Here is a 13,911-nt window from a genome sequence, read left to right on the forward strand (position 1 = left end):
AACTTATTATTATGAAAAAAGTAATGATTCTATATTTAAAGCAAGTAGTAATAATAGTATTTTAAGTTTATTGTTAGAAGAAGAAAATAAAGAAGAAATAAAAATAGAAATATATATTAATAAAAAAGGATATAAGAATTATTTATGTGCAGAATTTAAGATTGGACTTAAAGGTCTTGCTTCTAATAAGTTATATGTAATTAAAGATATAAATCAGCTTTTAATATCTTATACAAATAAATTGCCTATAAGATATGGTAAAGACTTCACATTTAATTTACGTACACAAAGGCTTGGGGTTAAAGAAGATAAGATAATTAAGTTCATTCAAAAGGTAAAAGAAATAGAAAACTTATCATCTAGATTTATAAAAAGACAGGATTCATTTATTGATGGTAAGAATATTATAATACCAGAGTTCCTAATTAGAGAGTTCTTCGAAACTATTTCTAAAAATAGGGTATATCTGAATGAGGGATTCTTTTATAGAGCAGTAGAAGCTGAAATTCTATTTGATAAGCCTAATACTTCTTTTTATCTAAAGGAACTTAACAGTAGATACTTATTGTCTATAGAAGAGGGATTTCCTGTTGCATTAAATAAAGATAAAACTGTTTATATTTATGGCAGTAGTATATACTTACCTGAATCAAAGTATTGTTATGAAATTTCAAAGTTTATTAATGCTTTTAATGGGAAGGAACAACTAACTTTAGATAGAAAAGATGAAGTGAAAATATTATCTAGTCTTTTACCTAAACTATACACTTTATCACAAGAAGTGAAGATTAGTAATTCTATTAAAGAAAAAATTGTAAGAGAAGATGTTAAATTTAGTTTTTATTTTGATAAGGTAAACAGTACCACTGTCTTAACTGTAAAAGTCAAATATGGTACTCATGAGTTTAACATATTCCATGACTATAAAGATAAAATTGTCTATAGGGATTTAAATAAGGAATCTGAAATATTATCCTTATTAAGAAGTTATGGTTTTGAAGCATCAGGTGATAAGTTCTATTTAATTTTAGGAGATGACTATATATTTAATTTCTTTAAAAATGATATAACTAAGCTTCAAGAATTAGGTGATGTTTATTATTCAGAGAACTTTAAGGGCATTAGAAATATAGGAACCAAAAGTATTTCGGCTGAAATTAGTGCTGGAAAATATGATTATTTTGACTTTAAATTTAATATTGACAATATATCGAAAAGTGAAGTTTATGAAATATTAACTGCCTTTAAGGATAATTTGAAATATTATAAGTTAAAGGATGGTGAATACTTAGACTTAGATGAAATAGAACTTAAAAATTTCTTAAAGCTATTAGATGCTGTATCTATAGGAAATAACTTAGACAAGGATACTTTACTAGTTAATAAAAATAAGGCTATTTATTTAGAAAGTATAATTAAAGACAATAAGCTTAGATATGTAAAAGGTAAAAATGAATTATCTAAGATAAGTAAAAAGTTTAAGGAAATAAAAAAGTTAGCATTTAAGGAGCCGTTATCTTTAGTCGCAGAGCTAAGACCCTACCAAAAAGAAGGTTATAACTGGCTTAAGACTTTAGATTACTTAGGCTTTGGAGGTATCTTAGGGGACGAAATGGGGCTTGGAAAAACTATTCAAGCAATAACATTTATTTTATCTTCCCTGCCGTCAAAAACATTAATTGTAGCTCCAACTTCATTGATATATAACTGGGGTAATGAAATTAAGAAATTTGCTCCAACTCTAAAATATGTTGTGGTTAATGCTTCAAAGGAAGATAGAATTAAAATCTTAGATGAGTATAATAATTTTGATGTTATAATTACAACTTATAATCTGCTAAAAAGAGATTTAGACCTTTATAAGAAAATTAATTTCGATTATTGTTTTATAGATGAAGCACAAAATATAAAAAATAGTAATTCTCAAAACTCGATTTCAGTAAAGGATATTAATGCTAATAGAAAATTTGCTTTAACAGGTACTCCTATTGAAAATTCACTAATGGAGCTTTGGTCTATTTTTGATTTTATTATGCCAGGTTATCTATTTGAAGAAAAGGACTTTAGTGTTAGATATCATAAAAAGTTAAAGGAATCAAAAGAAGTATTAGAAGAACTCAATAAACTAATATCACCATTTATATTAAGAAGATATAAAAAGGATGTAATTAAAGAATTACCATTAAAGATAGAAAAGAAATTAGTAGTATCGATGTCAAAGGAACAAGAAAAGGCTTATGGTATATATTCAGATTATGTTAAGAAGTTAATTGAGAAGAAAGTAATGGAAGATGACTTGAAAAATAGTAAAATAGAGATACTTTCATATATTACAAAGCTAAGACAACTTTCTTTAGATCCCTCTGTTGTTTTAAATGATTATTCTGGTGATAGTGGTAAGATAGATGCACTTATCGAAATATTAAAACAAGGTATAGATGAAGGACATAAAATATTAGTATTCTCTCAATTTACATCAGTACTTAAAAATATAGCTAATAAAATAAAAGGTGAAGAAATATCTTTTAATTATTTAGATGGAAGTGTTCCCTCTAAAAATAGAATAGAATTAATTGATGATTTTAATAATGGTAATAAATCAGTGTTTTTAATAAGTCTTAAGGCTGGAGGAACAGGCTTAAACTTAACATCTGCTGATATAGTAATTCATTTTGATCCATGGTGGAATCCTGCTGTAGAGGATCAAGCAACAGATAGGGCTCATAGATTGGGTCAAAAAAATGTAGTTGAAGTTATTAAACTAATATCAAAAGATACAATAGAAGAAAAGATAGTAGAATTACAAGAAGAAAAAAGAAAACTAATTGCCAATATATTAGATAATGAAGGTGAGGCTATTAATATAAATTCATTAACTGATGAGGATATAATAAACTTATTTTCTAAATAGAATTTAATCTTTAAAGGTGAAAGTTTTTTATAGTATAATAGGAAATGATAGAGTTAATTAAGTTATTATGTAAAATTAAGGCTGTCAATTAGGCAGCCCTTTGCTATTTTTTACATTTTAATTCTATCTTAGATTTTAAATTTAAATTTGTGAGGTATTTATATGTTAACTCCAATGATGAGACAATATTTTGAAATAAAAGAAAATTATAAGGATTGTATATTATTCTTTAGACTAGGTGACTTTTATGAAATGTTCTTCGATGATGCTAAAATAGCATCTAGAGAATTAGAGTTAGTTTTAACAGGAAGAGATTGTGGTCTTGAGGAAAGAGCCCCTATGTGTGGAATACCATTTCATGCTGCCTCTTCTTATATAGCTAGGCTTGTTAATAAAGGATATAAAGTAGCAATAGGTGAGCAAGTAGAAGATCCTTCTGTAGCTAAAGGTATAGTTAAAAGAGATGTAATTAAAGTTATTACACCAGGTACTTTTGTTGAAGCTTCTGAAGATAGTGAATATAAAAATACATATTTAATGTGCATAATTGAAGATGATATAAATTACGCTTTAGCTATTACAGATATCTCTACAGGTGAATTTAAGACAACATCATTTAATAACAGCATTGCAACTTTATTTGATGAGATAACTAAGGTTGCACCAAAAGAAATAATAGTTGATGAAAATATTAGTGAAGAGCTTTTAAAAGAAATAAAATCTATATCACAAGCTTTAATTACTAAAAGAAACTTTAATAAAGAAATATGTAGTGAAGATGATTTAATAAATCAATTCTCTGAAGTATGTGTAGCTAGTTTAGATAACTCTTCTAAAAAAGCATCAATGGCATTATTAAAGTATATCTTTGATACTCAAAAAATGAATCTAACTAATATTAACTTACTTGAATACTATGACATAATAAACTATATGACTATAGACGGTAACTCAAGAAGAAATTTAGAGCTTACTGAAAGCTTAAAGGAAAAGTCTAAAAAGGGTAGTTTAATTTGGGTATTAGATAAAACTGCTACATCAATGGGGGGAAGAGCCATAAGAAAATGGATTGAAGAACCTCTTATTATTAAAAATGAAATAGATAAGCGTTTAAATGGTGTTGAAGAGTTATTTGAGAAAAACTACTTTAATGAAGACTTAAGACTTTTACTTAAAGAGATATATGATATAGAAAGAATAGTAGGGAAGATATCTAATAAAAATGCTAATGCTAAAGATTTAGTTTCATTAAGACACTCTATATCTAAGATTCCAGGAATAAAAAATCATTTATCTGAAGCAAATTCAGACCTATTAAAAGAATGGTTTAATGCAATAGATGAACTGGAAGACGTTAAAGAATTGCTAGATAAATCTATATTAGATGATCCATCACTTTCAATTAAAGAAGGGAACATTATTAGAGATGGATATAATGAAGAAGTTGATAGCTTAAGAACTGCAAAATTACACGGTAAAGAATGGATAGCTGCTCTAGAAAATAGAGAGAGAGACTTTACTGGAATTAGATCTCTAAAGGTTGGATATAACAAAGTATTTGGATATTATATAGAAATATCTAAAGCTAATTATTCTTCTATTCCTGAAGGTAGGTATATAAGAAAACAAACTTTAGCTAACGCTGAAAGATTTATCACTCAAGAACTAAAGGAAATGGAAGATAAGATTTTAGGAGCTGAAGAAAAACTAATTTCACTAGAATATAATCTATTTATAGAAATTAGAGATGCCATTGAAAAAGAAATACCAAGACTTAAGAAAAGTGCTAGAATAATTGGAGACTTAGATGCTTTATCGACTCTTGCCATAGTAGCATTAGAAAATAATTATACTAAACCAGTTATTAATGAAGATGGGATTGTTGAAATAAAAGATGGAAGACATCCTGTAGTAGAAAAGGTTATTGGAAATGGTGAATTTGTTTCTAATGATACATTAGTAAATCAAGATGAAAATAGATTACTATTAATTACAGGTCCCAATATGGCAGGTAAATCTACATATATGAGGCAAGTAGCATTAATAACACTTATGGCTCAAATAGGGTCCTTTGTTCCAGCTACTTCTGCTAATATTTCAATATGTGACAAGATATTCACTAGAATAGGGGCATCTGATGATTTAGCAGGTGGAAAATCTACATTTATGGTAGAGATGTGGGAAGTTTCAAATATCCTGAAAAATGCTACTAATAAGAGTTTAGTTTTATTAGATGAAGTAGGAAGAGGTACGTCAACTTATGATGGATTAAGTATAGCCTGGTCTGTAATAGAGTATATTTCAACCAATAATAATTTAAAATGTAAGACTTTATTTGCAACACATTATCATGAATTAACAAAACTTGAAGGTACTTTAGAAGGAGTTAAAAACTACTCTGTAGCAGTAAGTGAAATAGATGATAATATTATCTTCTTAAGAAAGATAGTAGAAGGTGGAGCTGATCAATCTTATGGTATAGAGGTAGCTAAGCTTGCAGGCCTACCAAATGAAGTAATAAACCGTGCTAAGGAAATCCTATCAACATTAGAAGATACAAATACTAATGTTAATAATAAAGAGATTGCTATTGAAAGTGTTGAATTAAAGAATGCTAATAGCAAAGATGCTAATAGTAACTTTAATGATAATTATAAATTGGAGACTAAGGGTAATGAAAAGTCTAAAAAAGTTAAAGAAGATAACTTCCAATTAGATTTTACTATGATAGAAAAAGAAAACTTACTGAACTCTATAGCTAATATAGATGTTATGGCATTAACACCATTAGATGCTATGAATGCCTTATATAAACTAACTATAGAGGCTAAGAAGTTAAAGTAATTTAAAGGGTGAGTATATGAAGAGAATTAATATATTAGATGAACATACTTCTAATAAGATTGCAGCTGGAGAAGTAGTTGAAAGACCTTCTTCAGTTGTTAAGGAGTTAGTTGAGAACTCAATAGATGCAGAAGCTAAGAATATCACTATAGAAATAGAAGAAGGCGGATGTTCTTTAATTAGAATTATTGATGATGGTAATGGAATTCATAAAGATGATATAAAAAAGGCATTTATGCCTCATGCTACTTCAAAAATAAAAGATGTAGAGGATATATATTCTATTTTGACATTAGGCTTTAGAGGTGAAGCCTTAGCATCTATTGCAGCAATATCTAAGGTGAATTTAAAAAGTAAAACTGAAGCAGATGAATTTGGAACTGAAATAATTATTGAAGGTGGAGCAATTCAATCTACAAAAGATATAGGATGTAATAAAGGTACTATTATGGAGGTAAGAGATTTATTTTATAATGTACCTGCAAGAAAGAAATTCTTAAAGTCAATATCAAGAGAAGGTTCTTTAATAGGTGACATAATTAACAGAATTGCATTATCTAATCCAGATATATCAATAAAGTTTTATAATAATGGTAAAAAGGTTTTACATACCTATGGAACAGGAAATCTAAAAGATGTAATTAGAACTGTATATGGAAAGACTATTAGTGAAAATATAATTTACTTTGAAAGTAAAGAGGAAGATATATCACTATACGGATATATAGGTAAAGAAGAAATATCAAGGGGATCTAGAAATAATCAGAGTATTTTTGTTAATGGTAGATATATTAAAAATAAAACTATTGTTGCTGCTGTAGAAAATGCTTTTAAATCCTTTGCTACAGTTAATAAATTCCCTTTCTTCGTTTTATTTTTAGAAGTATATCCTGAGTTTGTTGATGTTAATATTCATCCAACAAAGGCAGAAATAAAATTTAAAGAAGATAGGATAATTTTTAAAAAAATATTTGATTTAGTTCATAAGGCATTTAAATTAGAAGTTTTTAATGATTTCTATATTCCAGAAGAAGAAAAGGAAGATAGTGGAGATAGAAATAAAATAGATGAAGTTGAAAATATCTCTTTTAATATGGAAGTAGTAACAAGAGAAGAAGAAATATATAAAGAACCAATTATAAATAAAGACTTAGACAATCTTTCTTATGATGATATAAAGAAGGAAGAGGAATTATATAAGGCTCTTAAAAATAGTAATGTAGTTTATAATAACAATAATATTAATAAAGCAGCACCTTCTGTAGTTTTTGAGGAAAGAAACCCGATAAATGAAGATAGGAAGCCGTTAAATAATGAAATTAATAGAACTCCTAAGTTTCCAGTTCTAAAAGTAATAGGGCAATTTAATAAAACTTATATACTGGCTGAATATGATGAGGTGCTATATATAATAGATCAGCATGCAGCTCATGAAAAAATACTATTTGAAAAATATTTAAAGAATATCGAAGATGGTGATATCGTAGTTCAAACATTATTAGTTCCTACTTTAATAGATTTAACTACTGATGATTATTGCTACTTTGAAGAAAATATAGATATATTTATTAAGGCAGGATTTATCATAGAAAAGTTTGGTGGAAATACTATTGCAATTAAGGAAGTACCATATTTTCTAGGAAAGCTCGATGCTAGGAATCTATTTATAAATATATTAGACAATATAAAGTCTTTAGGAAGTGGAAAAACAACTGAGGTTAAATATAATAGGATAGCAACTTTAGCTTGTAAAGCTGCTGTTAAGGCTAATGATTACTTAAATGAAATAGAAATGGAAAGATTAATAAATGATTTAAGATATATAGATGACCCATTCCATTGTCCACATGGAAGACCTGTAATAATTAAATTTACTAATTACGAGCTAGATAAGAAATTCAGAAGAATTGTTTAAAGGAGAAATAATGAATAATAAGATATTAATTATTGCAGGACCGACTGCTGTAGGAAAAACAAGCTTATCTATTAAGCTTGCAAAAGCATTAAACGGAGAGATTATCTCTACTGACTCGATGCAGATATATAAGTATATGGATATAGGTTCTGCTAAGATAAGCAAAGATGAAATGGATGGAGTTATGCATCATATGATAGATGTTGTAGATCCTAAAGATCCATTTTCAGTTGCTGATTATAAGGAAAAAGCAGATAAGGCTATAGAAGATATTTTAAGTAGAAATAAACTACCTATTTTAGTAGGTGGAACTGGCCTATATATAAATGCCTTAACTTGTAATATGAATTTTACTGAAGCGGATAAAGATGAAAATTATAGAAATGAACTTGAAAGTTTAGCAGAAGATAAGGGAAATGAATTTATTCATAATATGCTAAAAGACATTGATCCAGTAAGTTATGATGAAATACATTATAACAATAGAAAAAGAGTAATTAGAGCATTAGAAGTATATAAATTAACTAATAAGCCTTTTAGCTCCTTTAACCTTGGTGAGGACATCTATAATGGACCTTATGAAGTTAAGTATTATGTTTTAGATATGAATAGGGAAGCTCTGTATGATAGGATTAACTTAAGAGTTGATATAATGATAAAAAATGGGTTATTAGAGGAATGCATAAAACTAAGAGAAATGGGGTATAATTCTTCTATGCAGTCAATGCAAGGTATAGGTTATAAAGAAATGTTTTATTATTTAGATAATAAAATTACTTTAGATGAAGCTGTCGAGATGATAAAAAAAGGTTCTAGAAACTATGCTAAAAGACAATTGACTTGGTTTAGAAGAGATCCAAGAGCTGTATTTATTAATAAAGATAACTTAAATGAAGAGGAAATTATTAATAAAATACTATTGGATTATAAAAAATAGGTATTATAATTTATGGAGGTAGCTATGAATAAACAACCAAATAATTTACAAGATATTTTCTTAAATGGTGCAAGAAAAAGTAGGATTTCAGTAATTATTTATTTAACTAACGGATTTCAACTAAAAGGTTATGTAAAAGGCTTTGATAATTTTACTGTGGTTTTAGACAGTGATGGAAAACAAATGCTAGTTTACAAGCATGCTATTACTACAATAACACCAGCTAAACCAATATTATTTGCTAATGAAGAAGAGTAGGCTACTAAGCCTACTTTTTTTGTAAAATAATGAGCTAATATTTTAAATTATAAGTAAATATGTTATTATAGTTTTTATAAGGGTGCAGTTATAGTGATACAGTGCCATAACGTCATAATACATTAAAAGTAGTTCATTACTATTTTGAATACTTTTGCTAATAAGAAGGGAGAGAGCATATTTCATATATGCGACTTAAATTATGTTAAATCTAACTGAAGAATTAATGATTAAAGAATTTAAATTTAAAGAAAAGACTTTTGAGCTATATAATAAAGCTTTAAAAGACGTAGAAGAGGTTTTTAATACATATGATGAAATTAGAGAGTATAATCAACTAAAAGTATTGAAAGCATTTCAAGAAGAGAGAATTAGTGAATCGCATTTTACTAATTCATCAGGTTATGGATACGATGATATAGGAAGAGATACTCTTGACAAAGTATACGCTAGAATATTTAAAACTGAAAGTGCTTTAGTAAGACCTCACTTTGTAAATGGGACACATGCTATTGGATGTGCTTTAATGGGAAACTTAAGAACAGGAGACACAATGGCTTGTATATCTGGAGCACCATATGATACATTACATAATATAATTGGTATTAGTGGTAAAGAAAATATAGGGTCACTTAAAGAATATGGTGTCAATTATAAGCAAGTCGATTTAAAGAATGGATATTTTGATTTTGATAAAATAGAAGAAGTCTTAAGGGAAGATAGCACTATAAAACTAGTACATATTCAAAGAAGTACAGGATATGGATGGAGAAATTCATTCTTAGTTTCTGATTTAGAAAAGATAATATCTTTTGTTAAGGGTATTAGAAATGACGTTATAGTTTTTGTAGATAACTGCTATGGGGAATTTATAGATACTATGGAGCCTACTGAAGTGGGAGCAGACCTAATAGCTGGATCCTTAATAAAGAATATAGGTGGTGGAATAGCTCCAACTGGTGGCTATATAGCCGGAAAAGAAGAGTATGTAACTCAAAGTTCTTATAGATTAACAACTCCTGGAATAGGAGGAGAGTGTGGTTCTACCTTTGGAGTTATGAGGCAATTCTACCAAGGATTATTCATAGCACCACATGTAGCTATGGAAGCAGTAAAGGGAGCAGTTTTCTGTTCTAGAATAATGGAACTTGCTGGATTTGAAGTTCTACCAAAATATAATGAAAAAAGAAGTGATATAATACAAGCAATTAAGTTTGGCAATAAAGAGAATTTAATAAAATTCTGTAAGGGAATTCAAAAAGGATCACCTATAGATTCTTTTGTAGAGTGTGAACCTTGGGCTATGCCAGGGTATAATGATGAAGTTATTATGGCTGCTGGTGCCTTTATTCAAGGGTCATCTATTGAACTTTCAGCAGATGCTCCAATAAGAGAACCTTATATAGCATATCTGCAAGGTGGGCTTACATTTGACCACGCTAAGATAGGGATATTAATTTCTTTAAACAATATTTTGAGTTAATTAAAATAGGACTACCTAATGGTAGTCCTATTATTTTTCAATGATAATATTATTTAAATTTAATTTTATATTACTACCTTTAAAATTATGTTTTAAAATATTTAAAAGATATATTAAATCTTTCATTGAAATTATAGCAGTAGCTGAAGCAATAAGGTATAAATAAAAATTAAACTCTAAAAAGTAGCTCAATACAGTTGGTACTACAATTAATATAATAAATGGTATTAATATTGAAAAGATATATCTTGATTTTGAAACTACACTTTTTGTAATAATAGTTGAGTCAAGTGTTAATGGATTTAAGGCGATTATAATTTCGTCATTAGAAAATACTTTAGGTAATAATAGAGATTTTATAATAGAGTATGGCAAATCTATAATATAGTACAATGGAATTAAGAATATTACAAACTTAACTCCAATTTTAATAAAGTCATCTCCAAAGAAAAATAAGCTATATCCTAATCCAAAAGCATATAGTACTGCTATAATCACTTTAAAGATCAGTATATTTCTTGTAGATTTATCTTTATTAATAACGGCAAACTCCTCATTATCAGTAACATTAGGTTTATTAGATTCATTAGTAAATTGATTTCTTTTATTTATAATAGAAATTTTCAATTTATAAACCCTCCTTATATAAAAAAATAAGAGCCATACATAATTAGTGTATGACTCTTATAAATTAATATGCTCTAAATAAACCTACTAATTTACCAAGTATTATGCAATTTTCAACAATAATAGGAGATAGGCTATCATTTTCTGGCTGTAATCTTATATGATCTTTTTCCTTATAAAATGTTTTAATGGTGGCTTCATTTTCAATTAAAGCAACAACAATATCTCCATTTTTTGCAGTTTGAGCCTTCTCGATTATGGCGTAGTCACCATCGTTTATTCCTACATTTATCATACTATTACCGCTTACCTTAAGCATAAATAATTCTTCATTATGACTTATGTAATCTATTGGAAGTGGGAAAGTATCTTCAATATTTTCAGTTGCTAATATTGGCTCCCCAGCTGTAACTTTTCCTATTATAGGTATATTTAACATCTCTTTTTTTGAACCGGACATTTCCATTATTTCTAAAGCTCTTGGCTTAGTAGGATCTCTTTTAATTAATCCCTTTTTTTCTAATCTTTTTAAATGACCATGGACAGTAGAAGTAGATCTTAAATTAACTGCCTCACAAATTTCTCTTACTGATGGTGGGTATCCTTTATTTTCTGTATACACCTTTAAGAAGTCATATATTTCTCGTTGCTTATCTCTCAATTCCATCATCAAACACCTCGCTTTATTTAATTTATTATAACATAGTATTAATAAAATATCAAACTTATGTTCTTTGAACAGATAATATGTTTGCGTATTTAAAATAATTTTGATATAATAAACTTTATGAAATAATGTCTAATAGGTGGTGTTTTAGTGAATATTAGAAATTTTAACGAAGATGATATATGTGATATATATCCAAATAGAATTTGTGATAACTGTGGTGATTGTTTAAAAGAAGAAGGAATAGATGTAAGAGCTATTAAAATAGAAGATATAGCTAAGAATGTTGAAGAAAACGCATTTTTAGAAGAAGAGTATAAAAAAATGTTAGCTTTAATTAAGGAAGAAGGTTCTTTAGATAAGTTAGAAGATGATACTTTTGATGAATTAAAAGGAGAAGAAAATCAAGAATACATTGATGCTTTTGATCATATCGAGTATATAGATGACTTAGAGTTATTAGATGAAGAGAATTTTGACGAAGCAACTGAAGAAATATTCCCTGGTGTAAGAAAGCTTAAAACAAAATATTAAGATAAAAGAGCTGCCTAAGCAGCTCTTTTATAGTTTAGATAATGGATTAGAGTTTGCAGCTTCTCTTAATATTTCTTCGTCTACGTGAGTATAAATTTGTGTAGTAGAAATATTTTCGTGGCCTAATATACTTTGTAAACTTCTTATATCTACATTACCATGTTTGTAAAGTAAGGTGGCGGCAGTATGACGAAGTTTATGAGGAGTATACTTTTCATTTTCTAATCCTGAATTAGTAATATGTTTCTTTACTAATAATTCTACAGTTCTTTTGTTGATTGGTTTAAAGCGGGAGGAGAGTAGTAGATACTCTTTATCCTCAGGTGATGCTTTAGAATCATCTCTGAACTTTAAATAATTTTCTATAGCTTTTAAGCAAGCATCGTTTAAATATACAGTTCTTTCTTTATTACCTTTTCCTATGATGGTTAAAGTATCACCCTTTATTTTATCTAATCTTATTCCACATAATTCAGATAATCGCATACCACAATTCAAAAATAATGTTAGGATACAATAATCCCTATGATAATTTTTACTTTTCTTATCTAAAGAGCTCAGCAAATTAATGCTTTCATCTAAAGGCAAATATATAGGATGCCTTTTACTTATTTTAGGAGATTCTAAATCGAAAGTAGGGTTTTCATCTATGATTTTAGCTTTTCCTTGCAAGTATTTAAAATAAGATTTTAAAGCAGCAACTTTACGAGCTCTAGCATAAGTTCCATTTCCGCGTTGTTTTTCTGAAAAACTTAAGAATGCATAGATATCTGTCAATTTTATATTTCTAATAAAATCATTATTTATATCTTTAATATCAATTTCTTCAAATTCTAAATTGGTATCTGTAACTAATCCTTTATAGACTTTTAAGAATTTAAAGAATAATGATAAATCAATTTCATAAGCTTTTATAGTATTAGGGGATTTACCCTTTATAGTCTCTAAATAATCTAAAAAGTTCGAAAGACTCTGTGGTAAATTTTTCGATTCAAGAATTTCTATTCCGAACTTATTCATTAATGTTGAATTATTAGAATTTGAATTTTTATCAGAATTGAATTCGATATCGGTATGAGAATTCTTTTTATTTATTTTCTTTGCTTTTTTTATAGATCTATTTAAACCCAGTTCTTTTAGCCAAATTTGAATATTCCTAACACCAGTATCGTATATTAGAGATAACTGGGAAGTAGTTAGTTTATGAATTTCAGATAATTTAAATATATCTTCTATAATATATTCATATCCACGAGAAACTCCTAAATTGTAATAATTCGAGTAGGTAATATGTAATTTTTTCTTATCTTTATTAGATAATTCTACAGTTAACAGTTTAGTAATATCATCACTATAAGCGAAATCTTTATATTTATTAGTTATATTTCGTATTTCAGACATTTTTTATACCTCCAAAATGCTTCTAAAGCCTTGATTTCATTATATCACAGCTAATCTAACAATTCAAGATAACGAAATGCGCTAAATGTATATTTAGCGAAATTATTTTACAGCATTTTATAGTATACGTATTAAATATTATGTAAAGTAACTTCATTAGCAATGTTAAACATTGCCATAATTTATATGTTTATTTCATTGTATTCTAATTTATTAAACTTATTTAAATATATTTTAGTTTTATTTATTTCTTTTCCCTCTAATAAGTAATACCAAAAATCTTTTTCAAATCCTTTTATATAGACGATTTTATCGTCTTCGTAAATTTCAAACT

General features: G+C 27.5%; 10 protein-coding genes. 7 read left to right on the plus strand and 3 right to left on the minus strand.

Features of this window, described 5'->3' with window-relative positions:
• The 6 genes from E6248_RS06430 to E6248_RS06455 all read left to right on the plus strand — a co-directional run.
• Nucleotides 1–2,911: SNF2 helicase associated domain-containing protein (locus E6248_RS06430; RefSeq protein ID WP_316339989.1), on the plus strand; the 2,911-nt coding region annotated here is incomplete at its 5' end.
• A gap of 162 nt (nucleotides 2,912–3,073) precedes the next feature.
• Nucleotides 3,074–5,755, plus strand: coding sequence for a DNA mismatch repair protein MutS (gene mutS, locus E6248_RS06435; RefSeq protein WP_316339990.1), 2,682 nt, complete (start codon nucleotides 3,074–3,076; stop codon nucleotides 5,753–5,755).
• 16 nt (nucleotides 5,756–5,771) lie between these two features.
• Nucleotides 5,772–7,670 (plus strand): DNA mismatch repair endonuclease MutL, encoded by a 1,899-nt coding sequence (gene mutL, locus E6248_RS06440; protein WP_316339991.1) that lies wholly within the window; start codon nucleotides 5,772–5,774, stop codon nucleotides 7,668–7,670.
• Nucleotides 7,671–7,680: 10 nt separating this feature from the next.
• Entirely contained in the window at nucleotides 7,681–8,607 is a 927-nt protein-coding gene (gene miaA, locus E6248_RS06445) for a tRNA (adenosine(37)-N6)-dimethylallyltransferase MiaA (RefSeq protein ID WP_316339992.1), read from the plus strand.
• A 24-nt stretch (nucleotides 8,608–8,631) separates the two neighbouring features.
• Nucleotides 8,632–8,865, plus strand: coding sequence for an RNA chaperone Hfq (gene hfq, locus E6248_RS06450; RefSeq protein ID WP_136005170.1), 234 nt, complete (start codon nucleotides 8,632–8,634; stop codon nucleotides 8,863–8,865).
• A gap of 202 nt (nucleotides 8,866–9,067) precedes the next feature.
• Nucleotides 9,068–10,348 carry a methionine gamma-lyase family protein gene (locus E6248_RS06455; RefSeq protein WP_316339993.1) on the plus strand — a complete coding sequence of 427 codons (1,281 nt, stop codon included), beginning with the start codon at nucleotides 9,068–9,070 and terminating at the stop codon, nucleotides 10,346–10,348.
• A 30-nt stretch (nucleotides 10,349–10,378) separates the two neighbouring features.
• On the opposite strand, the gene E6248_RS06460 is transcribed toward E6248_RS06455, so the two are convergent.
• Both E6248_RS06460 and lexA read right to left on the minus strand, forming a co-directional pair.
• Nucleotides 10,379–10,975: a DUF3267 domain-containing protein gene (locus E6248_RS06460; RefSeq protein ID WP_316339994.1), complete on the minus strand. Its 597-nt coding sequence runs from the start codon at nucleotides 10,973–10,975 to the stop codon at nucleotides 10,379–10,381.
• Between the two features lie 64 nt (nucleotides 10,976–11,039).
• Complete coding sequence (gene lexA, locus E6248_RS06465; RefSeq protein ID WP_316339995.1) at nucleotides 11,040–11,645, minus strand: transcriptional repressor LexA; 606 nt, start codon at nucleotides 11,643–11,645, stop codon at nucleotides 11,040–11,042.
• Between the two features lie 147 nt (nucleotides 11,646–11,792).
• Between lexA and E6248_RS06470 the strand changes: the two genes are divergently transcribed.
• Nucleotides 11,793–12,176, plus strand: a complete 384-nt coding sequence (locus E6248_RS06470) for a hypothetical protein (RefSeq protein WP_316339996.1) — start codon at nucleotides 11,793–11,795, stop codon at nucleotides 12,174–12,176.
• 27 nt (nucleotides 12,177–12,203) lie between these two features.
• Here E6248_RS06470 and E6248_RS06475 read toward each other — a convergent pair whose 3' ends face one another.
• A complete protein-coding gene (locus E6248_RS06475; RefSeq protein WP_316339997.1) occupies nucleotides 12,204–13,196 on the minus strand; it encodes a tyrosine recombinase XerC in 993 nt (330 codons plus the stop codon).
• Nucleotides 13,197–13,911 lie beyond the last annotated feature (715 nt).

The sequence above is a fragment of the Clostridium sp. genome (assembly GCF_032552055.1).
Lineage (GTDB): Bacteria > Bacillota > Clostridia > Clostridiales > Clostridiaceae > Clostridium.